The following is a 20,808-nucleotide window of genomic DNA, read 5'->3' as shown; positions in this document are numbered from 1 at the left end:
TCATACGGTGAACACCGGCACAGGATTGCACCAGCGATCCTTGTATTCACGGTCGGCACGACCGAAGGAAAACCGCAGCGGCTTGTTCAGTGCTCGCGCGTGTTCCCAGGCGCTTTGCGTATTGAGGAAGCTCAACACGCTGCCAGGGCTGAATTCGCGGGTTTCGGGATCGACACCGCCGTTGATGTACTCAACGCTGATCCACTCCGGCGCTTCGACGCGGTACACCAGTTGAATCGCGATCGGCGCATCGTTGAGGAAGATCACCGAGCCGATCAGCAGTTCGCGCAGCAGCTCGATGACCTCGGCCATGCGCGCCGCGCCAGTGGCCGGGAAGCCCCAGCGGCGCTGGAACAAGTCGCAGTAGATCGCCGCCAGCTCGGCACTGGAAAACTCGCCGACCGGGCGCACCACACCGCCCGCTTCTTCCAGCAGACGCAGTTCGCGGCGCTGGTTGTAGCGAAATTTCTTCGACAGTTCTTCGGGGGTGCGGGCCATGGCCAGTTGCTCGGTCTGCAACTTCATGCCGCTGAAGCGGTTTTCGTTGAGCGCCGACAGATAGCGCGCGCGATGACGCAGCGGTGCCTGGGCATCGGCAGCAGCGGGCAGGATCAGTTCGGCATTGCCGAGATCGAACAGGCCTTTCTTGCCGTTGCGCTTGAGCACGTCCTTGGACAGGGCCAGGTCGCGGCCCCAGGTCGGGATCGCCGCTTTGACTTCGCCGCCCTGCTCCCAGGCCAGATAACGCACCGGGATACCGGCCAGCGCGGCCAGACGTTCGACCACCAGCGGATGCGTTGCGACGCTACCGCCAAAACGCTGCCAGGCGGTTGCATAGATGGAGGCGTCAACGGGCGACCAGCCACGCTCGCGCCAGCCTTGAAATCGGTTGAGCATCAGCCCCTCGGTGCCAGATCGGTAACTTGCGGCAGACGCCAGAAGGTGTCGCGCACCGCACGGTCGGAGAAACGCTCACGCAGGCGATCGAGCATCAGCTCGGCGCACTGCCGGCGTTGCTGATCATCCATACCCGCCAAATGTTGCAGACCTTGTGCAAGGTGTTCGGCATCGCCCAGCGGGAACAGGATACCCACGCCTTCGACCACTTCCCTCGCCCCGCCACACGCGGTGGCGAGCAAAGGAACGCCGGCGGCCATGGCCTCCAGCAGCACCATGCCGAACGGTTCGTGATCGGAACTCAGGGCAAACACATCGAAGGCGCGGAAGTAATTGCGCGCATCCGGTACCTGGCCGAGAAACAGCACCCGGTCACCGATGCCCAGCTCGCGCGCCAGCTCCTTGAGGTCCTGCTCCAGACGGCCCTTGCCGAGGATCACCAGTTGGCTGTTTCCCGGCAGACCGGGCAACGCTGCAGCAAAGCCGTGCAGCAACGTGGCCTGATCCTTGTCCGGGTGCAGCCGTCCGACGTTGCCGACAATAAACGCATCCGCCGCCAGCCCCAGGGTCTCGCGGGCTTCGCGAGCCGACACCTGACTGGCCTGCAAGGCCGGCACGTCGATGCGGTTGTACAGGGTCTGGATGCGGGTGGACGGCCATTTCGGCAGACAACGACGCATGTCGTCGCGCACCGCGTCGGATACACCGAGCAGGCTCAGGCGCTTGCGGAAAATGTGCGCGAACAGCTTGCGCGTGCCGCGTTTGTAATCGTCAAACGCGTGGTGCACGCCAATCACCGGCAGCGACGTGCCGAGCAAGGCGATGTAGATCGGCTTGAAGCGATGGGCGATGCAGAAACTGAAATTGCGTGAAGCGGCGATCTTGCGCAGATCGCCGATGGCGCCCAGCTTCAGGCCACGAATGGCCTTGGAGCTGTATTCCATGAACAACACTTCATCGGAAGCACACGCGGCGGCCACCTCGCTGTCGGCGGCCCCGGTCAGAAAGACCGTGGTCACCCGATAACCGGTGCCCGCGAACAGGCTGGCGTACTGCCGTGCGCAGTCGAGGAACGGCCCGTCATAGCCGTGACAGAACTGCAGCACATGGCGTTCAGCCGAGCGAGTCATAAGCGTTTGCACCCTCTTTGACCACCAGAATGTCTTCCATGATCAGGTACTGCAGATCGGAGCCGAAGAACATGTTCAGGGCGTCGGTCGGTGAGCAGATCATCGGTTCACCACGACGGTTCAGCGAGGTGTTCAGCGACACGCCGTTGCCGGTGAGATTTTCCAGCGCCTTCATCATGTCGTAGTAGCGCGGGTTGTATTCGCGCTTGAGCACCTGGGCACGGGAGGTGCCGTCTTCGTGGACGACTTCCGGCACGCGGGTCTTCCACTCTTCCGCCACTTCGAAGGTGAAGGTCATGAACGGTGCCGGGTGATCGATCTTGATCATCTGTGGCGCCACGGTGTCGAGCATCGACGGGCAGAAAGGCCTCCAGCGCTCGCGGAACTTGATCTGATGGTTGATGCGGTCAGCCACACCGGCCACGCTCGGGCAACCGATGATCGAACGACCACCCAGTGCACGCGGACCGAATTCCATGCGGCCCTGGAACCAGGCCACCGGGTTGCCATCGACCATGATTTTGGCGATCTGCTCCGGCATGTTGTCGAGCTTGCGCCAGGTCGGCTTGTTCTCGTGACGGGCGCACGCGGCGATCACGTCTTCGTTGCTGTACGACGGGCCGAGGTAGACATGTTCCATCTTCTCGACCGGTACGCCACGGGCGTGGGACACATAGGCCGCTGCGCCGACCGCCGTACCGGCATCGCCGGACGCTGGCTGGACGAACAGTTCCTTGATGTCATCGCGGGCGATGATTTTCTGGTTCAGCTTGACGTTCAACGCGCAGCCACCGGCGAAGGCCAGTTTGCCGGTTTCCTTGAGCACGTCGCCCAGGTAGTAGTCGATCATCTGCAACGCCAGTTTCTCGAACAGCGCTTGCATGCTCGCGGCGTAGTGGATGTACGGCTCGTCGGCGATGTCGCCTTCGCGCTTCGGACCCAGCCACTCGATCAGCTTCGGCGAGAAGTAGAAGCCTTTGCCCTTCTCTTTGTAGCGACGCAGGCCAATCACGTTGGCGTAGTCGGTGTTGATCACCAGCTCGCCGTTCTCGAACGAGGCCAGACGCGAGAAGTCATATTTGCTGGCATCGCCGTACGGCGCCATGCCCATGACCTTGAACTCACCGTCGAGCATCTCGAAACCGAGGAACTCGGTGATCGCGCCGTACAGGCCGCCGAGGGAGTCCGGATCGAAGAATTCCTTGATCTTGTGGATCTTGCCGTTTTCGCCGTAACCGAAGAAGGTCGTGGCGTACTCGCCCTTGCCGTCGATGCCGAGGATCGCGGTTTTCTCTTTGAAACCCGAGCAGTGGTAGGCGCTGGAGGCGTGAGCCAGGTGGTGCTCGACCGGCTCGATCTTGATCTTCTTCGGATCAAAACCCAGCTGCTCCAGGCACCAGACGATCTTGTTGCGATAGCGCTTGTAGCGACGGTTGCCCATCAGGATCGCATCGAGGGCGCGATCCGGGGCGTACCAGTAACGCTTGGCATAGTGCCAGCGAGCCTTGCCGAACAGGCTGATCGGGGCGAACGGAATCGCCACCACGTCAACGTCGGACGGCTTGATACCGGCCTGCTCCAGGCAGAACTTCGCCGATTCGTAGGGCATGCGGTTCTTTGCATGCTTATCGCGGACGAAGCGCTCTTCTTCAGCCGCCGCCACCAGCTTGCCGTCGATGTACAAGGCGGCTGAAGGGTCATGGCTAAGGGCGCCGGACAGGCCAAGAATCGTCAATGCCACAGGGTCTAGCCTCTTTAGTCTGCATTCAGGCGCGATGCGCCTTGAAAATTGATGTGCCCTCGCACCGGGCGAGAGACAGCTAAAGGGCGGGATTATAGCGTAAAAGCGCCGACAAGCCTCTAGCGGAACTGGCGGGCCTTCGCGTTGACACTCTCGAGCCTCTGAACATAGACTCACGTGCAAATGGACTGGGGGATCCCGGTCGGCGCTAATGCCTCGGTGAGATCACCGGGGCTTTTCGCTTTCTGAGGGCGGGAAAAGCTTCAACCCCCAATTCTCGAAACCTTCTCCGACATTGTGCCGCCCACCGCTGCAGTAGAACTTGCGCTTGAGCACGTCAAACGCTCGATTTTCCTGACCCGGCCTCAAAACGCTCATGCCGATGGGTCTCGCAACAAGATCAGCCAGCTGCAATCCGGTGGAATTCACTTGTTTTGTGGCGAAGACGATGTCAAACGGCATCTGAATACCCAATCGGTTCGCCCCACCACATACCCTACGGAATTCCAACTCAAGCTCGTTATCTTCGCGCTTGCCTCGCCGCTCGAAAATCACATGTGTTAACGCTTTTTGTTGATGCTTTTCCTGCAAAAACTCATGCAGCGTTTCCAGACAGAAGCCGAGAGCCAAGTGATAGGGGTTGTCAGCAAATGCCTGCTTTTCACGAAGCAAGGCCTTGTCGATGACGCAACTGATCAGGACGAAATTGCTGGCCTCGATAATGCCGGTCAGCTCGTCAAGAAAGCCATGCTTGTGCGCTCTGGACGTGAACAGGCTGGAGAATGCTCCTTTTTCTTTTCGGATCTCGAGCTCATGCAGCCCGATCAGATCATGCCCCATATGGTTGAACTTGAATTTCTGGACAGCCGGAATGACCTTTTCGCAGTAATGTCTTTTGTGAAAAACGCAAAAAGCGAGCACGAATATCGGGTAATAGGGATCCAGCTTCTGCATTCCGTGATCACCGCTTTCATCAACATAGATGACGAAGTCGCTGTATCTTCCGGACGGATACAAAAGCGCTGTCGCTTCGACAATCGCTTGCGACTCGCTCTGGTTTTCAAACAGAGAAAACTGCAAAACAGGTCACCCGCGATCCGATCGCCAATAGATGCTGATATTGCCATCCACGACCTGTTGATAAATCGTATACGGCAGCACCACCGTGTCCAGCACACCGGACAACGGCAGATCCAGCAGCACGAATGGCAGCAGCACACCGGTAGGGTCAGGTGGGGCATTGAGTACGCAGAAATCGAATACCAGACCGCTGTAGATCCGTGGAATCGATTGGCAGTAGGTTTTCTGTTTGCGCAGGTCGCGGGCGACGTCGGCGTCCATTTGCAGCACCGAGGCGGCGGAGCCGCAACCGGATAAAACCCATGAGCAGGCGCCCAACGCTACAGCCTTTTTGATGGTCAAGTTTTGCCCTCCGAAGTGGTCAGGGCAAGCTAGCATCTGGGCTGGGGCGGGCACAGTTCATGGCTTCTGGAGAAGCTGTAGGACAAGTCAGTGGTGTTTGTCCGTCATTGCTCAAGGGGAATTTTTTTGGGGGGGTTAAAGCCTCATCGCGAGCAGGCTCACTCCTACAGGGGAATGCATTCCAATGTGGGAGCAGCCTGCTGGCGAAGGGTTTCAGTTAGCGCTGGAGATGTCCTTGGGTAACCGCTGATCGATCACCTGATACAGCGCGCTGCTCTCGGGCCAGTTACGCATGAACCGCGCCCGATCCCGCGCATAAGCCGGCGCAAAACTGCTGACAGACGCGTGCTGACACATCGAATCCAGGTCGATCAATGCCCAGCGATCCTCCTGCCAGAACAGGTTATGGCCCTTGAAGTCGCCATGGCTGATGCGCTCGGCGATCAGCCGCGCAAACAGTTGATCCAGCGCCAACAATTCGGACTCCGGCGCCGCGCCACTTTCGACGTACGGCGCGAAGCGCTCGATGATGTCCGGCCCCGGCAGGAACTCGGTCACCAGATAGGCGCGGCTGCGCAACCACAGAAAGCGCTTTTCCAGCACCGCCAGCGGTTTCGGCGTGGCGATGCCGAGAAACGCCAGGCGATTGCCTTCACGCCACGAGTGCCACGCGCGGCTCGGACGCCAGAAGCGCTTGAGCCAGTGCGCAAAGCCTTTGATGTTGTAGCGTTTGATCACCAGCGTACGCCCGGCCACTTCGACCTTGCCAACGCTCGCCGCACCACCGGTCTTGTACAGATGGCCCTGATCGAGCAGCGCATCGGCCTGCTCCAGTACCGGCAGCATCGCCACCTCTTCCTCGCGACGGATCGCCCGCAGGCCAAACGCACCGCGCCGCACACTGAACAAGGTGCATTCGCGGCCAACCTTGATCAGGTAATCCTTCAGGCGCCAGGCGCGAACCTTGGCGATCTGCTTCTGCAACGCTTCCAGCGGTAGCGCATGCTCGCTGTTGCTCAGCAGGTAATACACCAGTAATTCTTCGGTGAACGGCTCCAGCGACTTGGGCAACTGGGCGAAAAACACCCCGAGATTTTCCAGCACCTTCTGCCGCGACAACGGTTGACCGGCGGTCTCGGCGCAAATCCCCGCGCCATCGATCAGGTACAACTGACCGCCATGGCGCAACAGGTTGTCCAGGTGCAGATCTTCCTGCCACAGGCCCTTGCCATGCAGCTGACCGATGGCCCCCAGCGCCTCGGCCAGTACCGCCGATTGCTCGTCCGCCAGCACTGGCAGCGATTCGACCTGCTGCCAGGCATCACCGAGGCTTTCGGCGTTTTCAAGAAATTCGAAGAGCAGCCAGCCGCCCTCACCGTCCTGCAAGCCATCGGCCAACAGCAACGGTGTGGTCAGGCCTTGGCCGGCGAGCAACTTGACGCCCGCCAGCTCACGCTGAAAGTGCCGCGCGGCCTTGCTGCCCACCAGCAATTTGGCCAGCACCGGCCGCCCGCGCCAGACCCCGGCACCGACATAGCGCTGCCCGGGCAACACCCGCAGCAGGCTCAGCAACTGCAGATCCGCGGGGCCTGCCGCATCGGCGAGGGTGATCGTCAGCGGCAGACTCGGCGTGCGTCCGGCGTTTTTCAGTTCGGACAACTGCATCAACGGGTCTCCTTGCGACTGCGACGTGCGGTCAGTCGTGAAACCCAACTGTCGACCAGCGAACTGTCGATTGGCTGATCGAGATACGCCGCGAGCAATTCGCGCAATTGCGCCTCGCTCCATTCAGGTGCGCGACGCAGCAGTGGCTCCAGGTCCTTGACCCGATCACGCTGACCGAACAGCAGTGGCCGGGTCTTTTCCAGGTCGATCAGTTGCGCCCGATAGCGCTCGCCATCAGCCTGCAAAAAGATGTGTTTCGGGTAAAAGCAGCCGTGCACCTGACGCACGCCGTGCAGCTGGCGCGCCAGTTGCCCGCAGGCCTGGAGAATCGCCGACTGCTGCGCGGCGGTCAGCTCGGACCAGCGCTGCAACAGCGAATCGAGGTCGTCCCAGCCGTCGAGGGCGCGGGTCAGCAGGATCGCGTGAACGTCACCCTTGACCTTGCGCTCACCGAAGAACGCCGCCTGCAGCGCAGGAATCCCCAATTTGTTGTAACGGCTGATATTGCGAAACTCGCGGGCGAAACTGGGCTCGCCGAACGGTGCATGCAGGGTGCGGGTCAGATAATTGCTCTGCCGCTTGAGGTAATAGGCCTGCCCGTCCAGCTCCAGGCGAAACACGCTGCTCCAGCCACCGCCATCGGTGTTCGGCTCGTCCACCGCTTCGAGCTGTTTGGCCCAGAGCGCATCGAAAGTGCCGAGGCCATGACGCTCAAGCAGCGCCCGGTCTTCAGCGGCCAGGAAATCAGTCATTCGCGTCCCTCGAAAAATCTCACCACGTGACGAATCCGTTTCTTGTCGGCGGCATTGAGCCGATCACGTCCGCGGTATTGCAGGTAGAAGCGCAGGCGCTGGGTGTTCGACAGGTGATATTTGGCCACCTTGTCGAGGCAGGCCAGGTCTTTGGTGATCCGGTACTTGAGCCAGAAGCCGCGCCAGAAATCGCCATTCGGGCAGTCGATCAGAAACAGTTGCGCCTGATCGTCGATCAGCAGATTGCGCCACTTCAGATCGTTATGGGTGAAGCGCTGATCGTGCATGGTTCGGGTGTACACCGCCAATTGCCGGCTGATGCCATCGACCCAGCCGCGATCCTTGAGCTTGGGATCGTTGCGTTCGGCCAGCGCCGAGAGGTCTTCGGTGCGCGGCAGCTCGCGGGTGATCATCGCTCCACGGGCATAAGCGGCGCCACGTCGTTCCAGGCCCCAAGCCACCACTTCGGCGGTGGGAATGCCCCACTTGGCGAAGCGCTTGAGGTTCTGCCACTCCATCTTCACTCGTGGCTTGCCCAGGTAACGGCGCAAACCTTTACCGGCGCCGACGTAGCGTTTGACGTAATAGTTGACGCCGTTGCGCTGCACGCGGATGACTTCGGACAGCGGGTCGCGGGTCAGGCGCTCGCCCTGCAGGGCAAACACCGCTTCGAGGCTGCCAAAATCGTCGACCAGATCGCTGTATTGCGGCTCCAGAGTCCAACCCGCCATCAGAGCGCATCCCCGTAACGCTGTTTACGCGCGTAGAGCTTGTTGGCCTTGCCTTCGAGCCAGCTCAGCAGCGGCGCTTCTTCGGCCAGGATCTGCCGCAGCGGTTGCTGGAAATAGCCTTTGAGGAAACGCAGCTTGTCGCGACGGGTCAGGCCGATATCCAGCGCCGAAAAATACAGCGCCGCCAGGTCCTTGTTGCGCCAACGTTGAGTGATCTTTGGACGGGTCTGGGCACGGTGCAGGTCGATCACCGACAGCTTGAAGCTCTGCGGGGTGACCGGCTTGTCGGTGTGCAGCAGGAAGTGGCAGATGTAGCAGTCGCGATGGTTGACTCCGGCGCGGTGCATCATGCCGGTCATGCGCGCGACTTCAGCGATCAGCGCCCGCTTGAGCGTGGGCTCCGGCGGCTGCTTGACCCAGTCGATGCTGAAGTCTTCAAGGCTGATGGTCGGCGCCAGCTCTTCGGTGACGATGAACGAATGCTGATCGGCCGGGTTGCTGCCCTTCTCGCCGTAGGCGACAGCGGTCATGGTCGGCACGCCGACTTCCTGCAGACGCTGGATCGCCTTCCACTCCTGACCCGCGCCGAGCACCGGAAGCTTGGCGGTCAGCAGGTTCTTGAAGATTTCGCCCCAGCCGATGCCACGGTGGATCTTGACGAAAAATCCGTTGCCATCGACTTCCGTGCGCAGCGTCCGTCGAGCTTCCAGCTCGCGGTAGACCTCGCCCTGCAAGCCTTCGACTTCGGCGAACGGATCGCGCCCGGCCCATAGGCTCTTGAACGGTTCAGCCAGCATCAACTTCATTTAAGCGTGCTCCGCCAGAATCACATCGGCCGCGTGCTGCGGCATGCTATAGAGGTCGGCCGTCTCGGCGAAGGCCAGACCATTGCGGCTCCAGGCCGCGCGTGCAGAGGCGTCGCCCAACATGTCGATCAGGTATTGGGTGAGCTGCGCCTGATCGAACGGCTCGTCCAGCACGCGCCCGGCGTCCGCCTCGGCAATGTAATGGGCGTAACCGCAGACCGCGCTGACCAGCACCGGCAAACCCGCCACCAGCGCTTCGAGCAGCACCGTACCGGTGTTTTCGTTGTACGCCGGATGGATCAACAGATCGGCACCGAGCAGAAAACGCGGGATATCGCTGCGGCCCTTGAGGAACGTCACGTTGTCGCCCAGGCCCAAAGTTGCACTCTGCATCTGGAACAATTTGGGGTCATCCTGGCCGATTACAAACAGCCGGGTGCGTTTCTTCAGCTCGGCGGGCAATGCGGCCAGCGCCTTGAGGCTGCGATCGACGCCTTTGGTCTTGAACCCGGAACCGATCTGCACCAGCAGCAGTTCGTCGTCCTTGAGGTTGAATTCGGCGCGGAAACCGGCGCGAATCTCATCGGCATCCGCCGGGCGCCGACGATCCTGGGCAATGCCCGGCGGCAGCAGGTGGAAGCGCTCAAGCGGCGTGTCGTAATGCTTGATGAACAGCGGTTGCTGCACTTCGGAAATCATCAACACTTCGGTTTTCGCGTCTTTGGCGAACACCGCGCGCTCGTACTCGGCGAAGTGGCGATAACGGCCCCAGCGGCGGTACAGCGAGTGACGCAGGTTCTGCGCCTTGTCTTCGAAGCAGCCGTCGGCGGCGTAGTAGACGTCCAGCCCCGGCATCTTGTTGAATCCGATCAGTCGATCCACGGGACGCTTGGCCAGGTCCGCTTCCATCCACGCGGTGAGTTTCTCGTTGCGTCGATGGTTGAAGAACGCCTTGACCGGCGCCACCAGCACTTCAAAACCGGGCGGCACGTCGCCTTCCCAGATCAGGGTGTAGACGCGAATCTGGTGACCGCGCTTCTGGCATTCGAGGGCGATGCGCATGAAATCGCGCTGCAAGCCACCGAACGGAAAATATTTGTACAGGACGAATGCCAATTGCATCAGCGCAGTTCCTCAGCCATTAACAACGTGCTCAGTCGGCTGGCGACACGCTCGGGGTTCAGACGCGTGAAGCACAGAGGCTGTTCACGCTTCAGGTCAAACTGACGGGCATCCTGCGCGGTCGGTTGATAGGTACATTTCTTTTGCAGGCAAGGGGCGCAGGGGAAATCACTGGCCATGTGAATCTGCACCTTGCCGTAGGCGCCGGTCAGGCCCGGGTTGGTCGGGCCGAACAGCGAAATCGTCGGTACATCCAGCGCGGCCGCCAGATGACCGAGACCGGTGTCGACCGCCACGCACGCCTGGGCACCGGCCAGCACTTTGCCGACGCCGGCCAGATTCAGCTTCGGCAACACTTCGGCGTGTTTGAAACCGGCGGCAATACGCTCGGCGCGGGCCTTCTCCAGCGGGTTGCCCCACGGCAGTTTGACCCCGACGCCCAGGTAGCCGACCCGTTCGGTCAGCTCGCGCCAATAGGCTTCCGGCCAGTGTTTGGTGTCCCATGTGGTGCCGTGCAGGAACACCACGAACGCGCTCTTGCGTGGCAACTCCACCAGACGCTCGACGTTGAGGCCATAGTCGCCCAGCCCCTTGGGCAGGTCATAACCGAGGGCGATGGCGAACAACTGCCGCACGCGTTCGACAGCATGCTGACCACGGGCCACGGCCAGTTTGCGGTCATAAAAACGCGCAGCGATCGGCTCGCGCGCCGATCCCTTGTCGAGACCAGCCACCGGGGCTTTGACGTAGCGGGTCAGCCAGGCACTTTTCAGCAGGCCTTGAGCATCGATCACCAGGTCATACTTGTTGGCGCGCACGCTTTGCTTGAAGCGTTTCCACTCGCCGCTCTTGAGGGTCTGCCAGAGGTTCTTGCGCCAGCGGCGGATGGCCACCGCAATCACCTTGTCGACGGCCGGGTGCCAGGTCGGGATCTCGGCGAAGCCCTCTTCCACCACCCAGTCGAACTTGATCCCGGGGATGGCCCGGGCCGCGTCGGTCAGCGCTGGCAACGCATGAATCACGTCGCCCAGCGATGAAGTCTTGATCAACAATACCCGCAACTTAATGAACCTCGACCACGGAGCCCTGCAATCTCTGCAAGGCATCGTTGACCGCGTCCGGCATCAGCTGGCGCAGGCAGTTGTAATGGCCGAAACGGCAGGTGCGATCGAAGCAAGGGCTGCAATCGAGCCCCAGCCGAACGATTTCGACGTGTTCGGCCAATGGTGGGGTGAAACCCGGCGAAGTCGAGCCGTAGACGGCCACCAGCGGACGGTTCAGCGCCGCCGCCACATGCATCAGACCCGAATCGTTGGACACCACCGAGTCGGCGCAGGACAGCAGGTCGATGGCCTCGGCCAGCGAGGTGCCGCCACTGAGGTTGACCGACTCCTCACGCAGGCCGGGAATCAGCCGCGCGCGGATGTCTTCACCCACCGCGTGATCGTTTTTCGAGCCGAACAACCACACCTGCCAGCCTTCGCGAATCCGCGTTTCGGCGACCTTGGCGTAATGCTCGGACGGCCAGCGCTTGGATTCGCCGAACTCGGCACCGGGGCACAGGGCCAACACCGGGCGATCAAGCGTCAGGCCGAATTTGGCCAGCGCCGCTTCGCGGGTCACCGGATCGATTTGCAGGTTCGGACGCGGATAGGGTTTCGGCAGCTCGGCGTTCGGTTCATAGGCCAGGGCCATGAAGCGCTCGATCATCAGCGGATAACGCTCTTTGTCCAGCGTGCGCACGTCATTGAGCAGGCCGTAGCGGAACTCGCCGCGCCAGCCGGTGCGCTGTTTGATCCCGGCAAAGAACGGCACCAGCGCCGACTTCAGCGAGTTGGGCAGCAGGATCGCCTGATCGTACTGGCCGGCCAGGGATTTGCCGATCCGCCGGCGCGTCGCCAGCTCCAGCGCGCCATGGCCGAGCGGGAAGCTCAAGGCCTTGCGCACTTCGGGCATGCGCTCAAGGATCGGCCGGCTCCACTCGGGGGCCAGCACGTCGATTTCGCATTGCGGGTGGCGCTGCTTGAGACACTGAAACAGTGTCTGCGCCATCACCATGTCACCGACCCAACTGGGCCCAACGATCAGAATATTCATGTGGTTTCCATAAACGAACCGGGGAGGCATTTACGCCTCCCCGCCTCGAGAATCACAGTGGGAACACCGGCGGCTTGCGATGGGTCATTACCTTCAACATCACTGTCGACAGTCACTCCGCTATCGCGAGCAGGCTCGCTCCTACATTGTTTGTTCGTGTCTCAATCTGCAAATCACCACACATCCCATGTGGGAGCGAGCTCGCTCGCGAAGGGGCCATCACATTCGACATCGCTGTCACCTGACACGCCGCCTTCGCGAGCAAGCTCGCTCCCACAGGGTATTACGTGCAGCTCAAACCGTGTTCAGCTCAGCCCCAACTCTTTCCAGATCCGCAATACCTGCCGGCGTTCCTCGACAAACTGGTCACCCGGGATCACCCCGGCGTCCTTCTGCAAGGCCTGCCGGTGGGCGGCGGAGCGGTAGGCTTTATAGGCCTCGCGCAGCAGGCTGGCGTCTTCGGCAGGCATCAGCCCTTCGTGTTCCAGCTCTTCCAGAATGCGGATGTTATCGGTCCAGCGCAGCAATGGCGGGTGGCTGTGCGACCACGCCAGGGCCGCGTATTGCACCATAAATTCAATATCGACGATACCTCCGGCGTCCTGCTTGAGGTCGAACGGTGCCGTGGCTTCGAAGGCGTTCGCCGCCGTACCGGCCGCGGTGCCCTTGCTGCCGAGGTTGTCGCGCATCTTGGCGCGCATCTCGCTGACTTCCTGCTGCAACTTCGCCAGATCCCGCGCCTTGCCCAATACCTGCGCCCGGACTTTCTCGAACGCCTGCCCGACATCCTGACTGCCGACCAGCACCCGCGCCCGCACCAGCGCCTGATGCTCCCAGGTCCAGGCTTCATTTTCCTGATAGCGCTCGAACGCACCGAGCGAACTGACCAACAGCCCCGAGGCACCGGACGGCCGCAGGCGCATGTCCACTTCATACAACTGCCCGGAGTTGGTCTGCGCGGTCAGCAGGTGAATGATCCGCTGGCCCAGCCGGGTGAAGAACTGCGCGCCATCGATCGGCTTCGGCCCATCGGTTTCCGCCTGCGGATCGCCGTCATGGATGAACACCAGGTCCAGGTCAGAACCATGCCCCAGTTCCAGCCCGCCGACTTTCCCATAACCGACAATGATGAAGCCGGGATCGCACAAGGTGCCGTCGGTGCGCAGCGGCGTGCCGTACTTGGCGACCGTCTGGCGCCAAGCCAGGGCCAGCACTTGCTCGAGAATCGCTTCGGCCAGCCAGGTCAGGTAATCGCTGACCTTCATCAACGGCAGGCTGCCGGCAATTTCCGACGCGGCGACGCGCAAACGGTGCGCGAGCTTGAAATGACGCAGCGCTTCCATCTGTTGTTCGAGGTCGTCTTCGGGAATCCGCGTCAGACGCTCGCGCAGTTCGGCAGCCAGCTCAGGGGCCAGCGGCGGCTTGAACAGGCGCCCCTCGTTGAGCAGTTCGTCGAGCAGCAACGGGAAGCGGGTGATCTGCTCGGCGATCCACGGACTGGCCGCACACAGCGTCAGCAAACGCCGCAGGGCGCCTGGATTTTCCGTCAGCAACACTAAATAAGCCGAGCGTCGAGCCACTGCTTCGACCAGTGGCAGCACCCGTTCCAGCACCAGATCCGGATCGGCGTGCTCCACCGCCTGCGCCAACAATCGTGGAATAAAGGCATCAAGACGCTCGCGCCCCAGCCGCTGCATCGCGCGCAACTGTGCGCTGCCGCGCAAACCGGCCAGCGCTTTCAGCGCTTTGGCCGCATCTTTGAAGCCGCCTTCTTCCAATTGCCGGCAAGCGGCCTCTTCGTCCTGCGCCTCTTCCCACAGCGGCAGCCATTCACCGCCGACCACCACTTCGCAATCGGCACCCTCTTCTTCATCGGGATCGGCGATCACCTGCGCGAAGTGCCAGGCCACCCGGCCACGCCAGAACATCAGTTTTTCGTGGAAAGCCTCCCAATCGGCGAAACCGAGCATGAACGCAATGCGCGCCTGATCCTGAGCGCCGTCCGGCAACATCTGGGTCTGGCGGTCGGCAATCGCCTGGATCGCGTGTTCGGTGTAACGCAGGAATTCATAACCTTCGCGCAGCTCGCTGATCACCGCCGGCGGCAGATAACCCTGCCCCTCCAGCGTGCTCAGTACCTTTAATAGAGGACGCTGCTGCAGGCTCAGATCGCGCCCGCCGTGGATCAACTGGAAGGCCTGGGCGATGAACTCGACTTCGCGGATACCGCCGGAACCCAGCTTGATATTGTCGGCCATGCCCTTGCGCCGCACTTCCTGCTGTATTAGTTGCTTCATGGTGCGCAGCGCTTCGATCGCCGAGAAATCCAGATAACGCCGGTAAACGAACGGCCGCAGCATGTCGAGCAACTGCGCGCCCGCCGCTTGATCGCCGGCCACCACCCGCGCCTTGATCATCGCGTAGCGTTCCCAGTCGCGGCCCTGATCCTGGTAATACTGCTCCAGTGCATTAAAGCTGAGCACCAGCGCGCCGGACGAACCGTACGGACGCAGGCGCATGTCGACGCGGAATACGAAACCGTCGACGGTCATCGGGTCGAGGGCCTTGATCAGGCGCTGACCGAGCCGAATGAAGAATTCCTGATTATCCAGCGCGCGCTTCACGCCGACGGTTTCGCCGCCCTCGGGGTAGGCGAAGATCAGGTCGATGTCGGAGGACAGGTTCAACTCGACCGCGCCGAGTTTGCCCATGCCGAGGATGACCATCTGCTGCGCCAGGCCGCTGCGCCGGCCGGTCGGCGTGCCGAACTGCTGACAATGGCGGCTGTACAACCATTGATAAGCCTGGTCGATGGTGGCGTCGGCCATGTCGGAAAGGTCGCGGCAGGTCTGCACCAGATCGGCCTGGCGGTTCAGATCACGCCAGATGATCCGCACTTGATGGCGAGCGCGCTGCCGACGCAGTACACGACCGAGTTCGTCTTCGCTTTGCGCGGTGTTCACGGCGGCGGCAATCTGCGCGCACAGCTCACCCGGCGCGAATGGCCGGTCGAGTTCGCCGGACTGCACCAGCGACAGCAACATCAAAGGGTCACGAACGCTCTGTTCAATGACGAAATCGCTGGCGGCACTGACGCGGGCGAATTGCACCCAGCGTTGCGGCGTCCAGGTAGAGAAGCCGTGATCGTCTTCCAGTGAAGCGACGGCCGTACGGAACGACTGCTCGGATCGAGTGACCAACGGCAGGAGAATGGCGGGCAGTTCGGCAAGCGCGGGCAGGGTCATGGTCTATCCTTGATCGGCGTGTAAATGGCCGCTTGTAGTGTTTGATGAAAACCCGCTACGCGAAGGACTGTCGAACAAAAGTTAGAAATAGCTGAAATTTCTTCTTCTTTAGCATCCAGCATCAAAGTTTCACCTTTTACGGATGGTAATCGACCAACCTTAACGATTATTCTCACAACGCAGTCGGAGGCCACAAGCCTTTCATCTGTAGTTTTACTACTCGTCTATACATCCGAAAGGCTGAAATGCTCAAAGATTTGTAGTAAAACTACACGCCGCCGGAACAACCTGTCGGCAATCCAAGAATTTTAAATCGTCTGCCCACAAGGCCAGTCGCAAACTCAGGCAACCGATTCTGGAAGCCTTTCCGCCCTGGAGCAAGCCATGCAAGACCTCGATCCCGTCGAAACCCAGGAATGGCTGGACGCCCTGGAATCGGTTCTCGACAAAGAAGGCGAAGACCGTGCTCACTATCTGATGACCCGTATGGGCGAACTCGCGACCCGCAGCGGCTCGCAGCTCCCTTACGCCATCACCACGCCTTACCGCAACACGATCCCCGTCACCCACGAAGCACGCATGCCTGGCGACCTGTTCATGGAACGCCGCATTCGCTCGCTGGTACGCTGGAACGCGATGGCCATGGTAATGCGTACGAACCTGAAAGATTCTGACCTGGGTGGTCACATCTCCAGCTTCGCCTCCAGTGCGACCCTGTATGACATCGGCTTCAACTACTTCTTCCAGGCCCCGACCGACGAACACGGTGGCGACCTGATCTACTTCCAGGGCCACACCTCGCCAGGCGTTTACGCCCGTGCATTCATGGAAGGCCGCATCACCGAAGACCAGATGAACAACTTCCGCCAGGAAGTCGACGGTCAGGGCCTGTCGTCCTATCCGCACCCATGGCTGATGCCTGACTTCTGGCAGTTCCCGACCGTATCCATGGGTCTGGGTCCGATTCAGGCGATCTACCAGGCACGCTTCATGAAGTACCTGGAACACCGCGGTTTCATCCAGCCGGGCAAACAGAAAGTCTGGTGCTTCCTGGGCGACGGCGAGTGCGACGAGCCGGAATCCCTGGGCGCCATCTCCCTGGCCGGCCGCGAGAAGCTGGACAACCTGATCTTCGTCATCAACTGCAACCTGCAGCGCCTCGACGGCCCGGTTCGCGGCAACGGCAAGATCATCCAGGAACTCGAAGGCGTGTTCCGCGGTGCTCAGTGGAACGTGACCAAAGTCATCTGGGGCCGTTTCTGGGACCCGTTGCTGGCCAAAGACGTCGACGGCATCCTGCAACGTCGCATGGACGAAGTCATCGACGGCGAGTACCAGAACTACAAAGCCAAAGACGGCGCGTTCGTTCGCGAGCACTTCTTCAACACGCCTGAACTCAAGGCGATGGTTGCCGATCTGTCCGACGACGAGATCTGGAAACTCAACCGTGGCGGCCACGACCCGTACAAGGTCTATGCGGCGTACCACGAAGCGGTCAACCACAAAGAACAGCCGACCGTTATCCTGGCCAAGACCATCAAGGGTTATGGCACCGGCGCCGGCGAAGCGAAAAACACCGCGCACAACACCAAGAAGGTTGATGTTGAAAGCCTGAAGCTGTTCCGCGATCGTTTCGACATCCCGGTCAAGGACGAAGAGCTGGAGAACCTGCCGTTCTTCAAGCCAGAGCCAAACAGCGCCGAAGCCCGCTACCTGAGCGAGCGCCGTGCAGCCCTGGGCGGTTTCGTTCCACAGCGCCGCGCACAGAGTTTCAGCGTGCCGACGCCGGATCTGGACACCCTCAAAGCCATCCTCGATGGTTCCGGCGACCGTGAAATCTCCACCACCATGGCCTTCGTGCGGATCCTCGCGCAGCTGGTCAAGGACAAGGAAATCGGCCCGCGCATCGTTCCGATCATCCCGGACGAAGCCCGTACCTTCGGTATGGAAGGCATGTTCCGTCAGCTGGGCATCTACTCGTCCGTCGGCCAGCTCTACGAGCCAGTCGATAAAGACCAGGTGATGTTCTACAAGGAAGACCAGAAAGGTCAGATCCTTGAAGAAGGTATCAACGAAGCAGGCGCCATGAGCTCGTTCATCGCCGCCGGTACTTCGTACTCCAGCCACAACCAGCCGATGCTGCCGTTCTACATCTTCTACTCGATGTTCGGCTTCCAGCGTATCGGTGACCTGGCCTGGGCCGCTGGCGACAGCCGTACCCGTGGCTTCCTGATCGGCGGCACCGCCGGCCGTACCACCCTGAACGGTGAAGGCCTGCAGCACGAAGACGGTCACAGCCACCTGCTGGCCGCGACCATCCCGAACTGCCGCACCTACGATCCAACCTACGGCTACGAGCTGGCGGTGATCATTCAGGACGGCATGAAGAAGATGACCGAAGAGCAACAGGACATCTTCTACTACATCACCGTGATGAACGAGTCGTACCAGCAGCCAGCCATGCCGGCCGGTGCCGAAGAAGGCATCAAGAAAGGCATGTACCTGCTCGAAGAAGACACCCGCGACGCGGCACACCACGTACAGCTGATGGGCTCCGGCACCATCCTGCGTGAAGTCCGTGAAGCAGCGAAGATCCTGCGTGAAGAGTTCAACGTCGGCGCCGACGTGTGGAGCGTCACCAGCTTCAACGAACTGCGTCGCGACGGCCTGGCCGTAGAGCGCAGCAACCGCCTGAAGCCTGGCCAGAAGCCTAAGCTGAGCTACGTCGAAGAGTGCCTGAACGGCCGCAAGGGTCCGGTCATTGCCTCTACCGACTACATGAAGCTGTTCGCCGAGCAGATCCGTCAGTGGGTACCGTCCAAGGAATTCAAAGTCCTGGGCACCGACGGTTTCGGCCGCAGCGACAGCCGCAAGAAACTGCGTCATTTCTTCGAAGTCGACCGTCATTTCGTGGTGTTGGCAGCCCTGGAAGCACTGGCTGACCGTGGTGATATCGAACCTAAAGTCGTGGCTGAGGCCATCGTCAAGTTCGGCATCGACCCGGAAAAACGCAACCCACTGGACTGCTGAGGAGACATTTTGTGAGCGAACTCATTCGCGTACCTGACATCGGCAGCGGTGAAGGTGAAGTCATTGAACTGTTTGTGAAGGTCGGCGACCGTATCGAAGCCGACCAGAGCATCCTGACCCTGGAATCGGACAAGGCCAGCATGGAAGTGCCGGCCCCGAAAGCCGGCGTCATCAAAAGCCTGAAAGTGAAGCTGGGCGACCGCCTGAAAGAAGGCGACGAACTGCTCGAGCTGGAAGTCGAGGGCGCCGCGCAAGCGGCCCCTGCGCCTGCCGCTGCACCGGCTGCAAAAGCTGAAGCCAAACCGGCTGCTGCCCCTGCTGCCGCCGCGCCAGCCGCTGCTCCTGCTGCCGCTTCGGTTCAGCAAGTGCACGTGCCGGACATCGGTTCGTCGGGCAAGGCCCAGATCATCGAGATCCAGGTCAAGGTCGGCGACAAGGTCGAGGCTGATCAATCGTTGATCACCCTGGAATCCGACAAGGCGAGCATGGAAATCCCGTCGCCTGCCGCTGGCGTGGTCAAGGCCATCAGCGTCAAGCTCAACGACGAAGTCGGCACCGGCGACCTGATCCTGGATCTGGAAGTGGCGGGTGCTGCGGCCCCTGCTGCTGCCGCTCCGGCCCAGGCTGCTGCGCCAGCCGCTGCTGCTGCGCCGGCGCCAGCCGCTGCTCCAGCCGCACCGGTAGCCGACAGCGTTCAGGACATCCACGTTCCGGACATCGGTTCGGCCGGCAAGGCCAAGATCATCGAAGTGTTGGTCAAGGCTGGCGACAGCGTTGAAGCCGACCAGTCGCTGATCACCTTGGAATCCGACAAGGCGAGCATGGAAATCCCATCGCCTGCCGCCGGCGTGGTGGAAAGCGTTTCCATCAAGCTGGACGACGAAGTCGGCACCGGCGACCTGATCCTCAAGCTGAAAGTCAAAGGCGCGGCCCCTGCTGCTGCCCCGGCTCCAGCTGCCGCCGCTGCACCGAGCGCCCCAGCGCCAGCCGCTGCTGCTCCGGCCGCCGCACCTGCTGCTGCCGCTCCAGTGGCTGCGCCTGCCAAACCTGGCGCGAAAGTTCACGCCGGCCCTGCCGTGCGTCAACTGGCCCGCGAGTTCGGCGTCGAGCTGAGCGCTGTTGGCGCCAGCGGTCCGCACGGTCGCATCCTCAAGGAAGACGTGCAGGTTTACGTCAAGGCGATGATGCAGAAGGCCAAGGAAGCGCCGGCTGCTGGCGGCGCAACCGGTGGCGCGGGCATCCCGCCGATCCCGGTCGTGGACTTCAGCCGCTTCGGCGAAATCGAAGAAGTGCCGATGACCCGCCTGATGCAGGTCGGCGCTGCCAACCTGCACCGCAGCTGGCTGAACGTGCCGCACGTGACGCAATTCGACTCGGCGGACATCACCGAGCTGGAAGCTTTCCGTGTTGCGCAGAAAGCCGTTGCAGAGAAGGCCGGCGTCAAGCTGACCATCCTGCCGCTTCTGCTCAAGACCTGTGCGCACCTGCTCAAGGAACTGCCGGACTTCAACAGTTCGCTGGCACCAAGCGGCAAGGCGATCATTCGCAAGAAGTACGTCAACATCGGCTTCGCGGTCGACACCCCGGATGGCCTGCTGGTACCAGTCATCAAGAACGTCGACCAGAAGAGCCTGCTGCAACTGGCTGCAGAAGCCGCTTCGCTGGCTGAAAAAGCCCGCACCAAGAAGCTGTCTTCGGACGAGATGCAGGGCGCCTGCTTCACCATTTCCAGCCTCGGCCACATTGGCGGCACCGGCTTCACGCCGATCGTCAACGCGCCGGAAGTGGCGATCCTCGGTGTTTCCAAGGCAACCATCCAGCCAGTCTGGGACGGCAAAGCCTTCCAGCCGAAACTGATGCTGCCACTGTCGCTGTCCTACGATCACCGCGTGATCAACGGCGCCGCTGCTGCACGCTTCACTCAGCGTCTGGGCAGCCTGCTGGGCGACATCCGCACCATCCTGCTGTAACCCCGATTGGCCCTCCCCCACGGGAGGGCCAATCGTGTTTCACGTTTTCGAGCGCCACACGCTCGTACCTCAACCCCGTCAGTTTGACGGGGCTTTTTTTGCCTGAAGTAAATAGCAGCAACTCTTCCTACACGTTCGGTTTACTTAAGCTACGAACTTAGTCCACTTCGCCTCGATATTTTTTATCGCCAGCCAACTAA

The 20,808-nt window shown here is 61.2% G+C and carries 15 protein-coding genes; 2 read left to right on the top strand and 13 right to left on the bottom strand.

The genetic code is table 11. The features are described 5' to 3' along the window. From NN484_RS14650 to glnE, 13 genes are all read right to left on the bottom strand, one after another. Nucleotides 1-897 (bottom strand): antimicrobial resistance protein Mig-14, encoded by an 897-nt coding sequence (locus NN484_RS14650; RefSeq protein ID WP_215501291.1) that lies wholly within the window; start codon nt 895-897, stop codon nt 1-3. After that, the gene (locus NN484_RS14645; RefSeq protein ID WP_127648970.1) at nt 897-2,027 is read right to left on the bottom strand and encodes a glycosyltransferase; all 1,131 of its coding nucleotides are present in this window, start codon (nt 2,025-2,027) and stop codon (nt 897-899) included. The genes NN484_RS14650 and NN484_RS14645 overlap by 1 nt, the downstream gene beginning before the upstream one ends. Beyond that, nucleotides 2,011-3,768, bottom strand: a complete 1,758-nt coding sequence (locus tag NN484_RS14640; protein WP_007967355.1) for a carbamoyltransferase family protein — start codon at nt 3,766-3,768, stop codon at nt 2,011-2,013. The genes NN484_RS14645 and NN484_RS14640 overlap by 17 nt, the downstream gene beginning before the upstream one ends. Before the next feature lie 225 nt (nt 3,769-3,993). Continuing rightward, the gene (locus NN484_RS14635) at nt 3,994-4,848 is read right to left on the bottom strand and encodes a DUF3800 domain-containing protein (protein WP_215501289.1); all 855 of its coding nucleotides are present in this window, start codon (nt 4,846-4,848) and stop codon (nt 3,994-3,996) included. 6 nt (nt 4,849-4,854) lie between these two features. Next, a complete protein-coding gene (locus tag NN484_RS14630; protein WP_215501288.1) occupies nt 4,855-5,190 on the bottom strand; it encodes a YceK/YidQ family lipoprotein in 336 nt (111 codons plus the stop codon). A gap of 213 nt (nt 5,191-5,403) precedes the next feature. Continuing rightward, the gene (locus tag NN484_RS14625; RefSeq protein WP_215501287.1) at nt 5,404-6,855 is read right to left on the bottom strand and encodes a lipopolysaccharide kinase InaA family protein; all 1,452 of its coding nucleotides are present in this window, start codon (nt 6,853-6,855) and stop codon (nt 5,404-5,406) included. After that, a complete protein-coding gene (locus tag NN484_RS14620; protein ID WP_274657389.1) occupies nt 6,855-7,607 on the bottom strand; it encodes a lipopolysaccharide kinase InaA family protein in 753 nt (250 codons plus the stop codon). The genes NN484_RS14625 and NN484_RS14620 overlap by 1 nt, the downstream gene beginning before the upstream one ends. Next, nucleotides 7,604-8,338, bottom strand: a complete 735-nt coding sequence (locus NN484_RS14615; RefSeq protein WP_127648688.1) for a lipopolysaccharide kinase InaA family protein — start codon at nt 8,336-8,338, stop codon at nt 7,604-7,606. The genes NN484_RS14620 and NN484_RS14615 overlap by 4 nt, the downstream gene beginning before the upstream one ends. Continuing rightward, nucleotides 8,338-9,144, bottom strand: a complete 807-nt coding sequence (rfaP, locus tag NN484_RS14610; RefSeq protein ID WP_215501285.1) for a lipopolysaccharide core heptose(I) kinase RfaP — start codon at nt 9,142-9,144, stop codon at nt 8,338-8,340. Before rfaP ends, NN484_RS14615 begins: the two co-directional genes overlap by 1 nt. Further along, nucleotides 9,145-10,266: a glycosyltransferase family 4 protein gene (locus NN484_RS14605; RefSeq protein ID WP_215501284.1), complete on the bottom strand. Its 1,122-nt coding sequence runs from the start codon at nt 10,264-10,266 to the stop codon at nt 9,145-9,147. It lies immediately after the preceding gene. Further along, nucleotides 10,266-11,327 carry a lipopolysaccharide heptosyltransferase I gene (waaC, locus tag NN484_RS14600; RefSeq protein ID WP_127648685.1) on the bottom strand — a complete coding sequence of 354 codons (1,062 nt, stop codon included), beginning with the start codon at nt 11,325-11,327 and terminating at the stop codon, nt 10,266-10,268. The genes NN484_RS14605 and waaC overlap by 1 nt, the downstream gene beginning before the upstream one ends. A 1-nt stretch (nt 11,328) precedes the next feature. Next, the gene (gene waaF, locus NN484_RS14595; protein WP_274657388.1) at nt 11,329-12,363 is read right to left on the bottom strand and encodes a lipopolysaccharide heptosyltransferase II; all 1,035 of its coding nucleotides are present in this window, start codon (nt 12,361-12,363) and stop codon (nt 11,329-11,331) included. A 305-nt stretch (nt 12,364-12,668) separates the two neighbouring features. Continuing rightward, nucleotides 12,669-15,608, bottom strand: coding sequence for a bifunctional [glutamate--ammonia ligase]-adenylyl-L-tyrosine phosphorylase/[glutamate--ammonia-ligase] adenylyltransferase (gene glnE, locus NN484_RS14590; protein ID WP_274657387.1), 2,940 nt, complete (start codon nt 15,606-15,608; stop codon nt 12,669-12,671). Nucleotides 15,609-15,992: 384 nt separating this feature from the next. Here glnE and aceE point away from each other — a divergent pair, with 384 nt between their 5' ends. Next, on the top strand, nt 15,993-18,638 hold the full coding sequence (gene aceE, locus NN484_RS14585; RefSeq protein ID WP_127648682.1) for a pyruvate dehydrogenase (acetyl-transferring), homodimeric type: 2,646 nt from the start codon (nt 15,993-15,995) through the stop codon (nt 18,636-18,638). An 11-nt stretch (nt 18,639-18,649) separates the two neighbouring features. Further along, entirely contained in the window at nt 18,650-20,608 is a 1,959-nt protein-coding gene (aceF, locus tag NN484_RS14580; protein ID WP_127648681.1) for a dihydrolipoyllysine-residue acetyltransferase, read from the top strand. The last annotated feature ends 200 nt before the right edge of the window (nt 20,609-20,808 follow it).

It is taken from the genome of Pseudomonas serboccidentalis, assembly GCF_028830055.1.
GTDB classification, from domain to species: Bacteria; Pseudomonadota; Gammaproteobacteria; order Pseudomonadales; family Pseudomonadaceae; genus Aquipseudomonas; species Aquipseudomonas serboccidentalis.
This window is presented reverse-complemented; position numbering and strand designations above follow the sequence as displayed.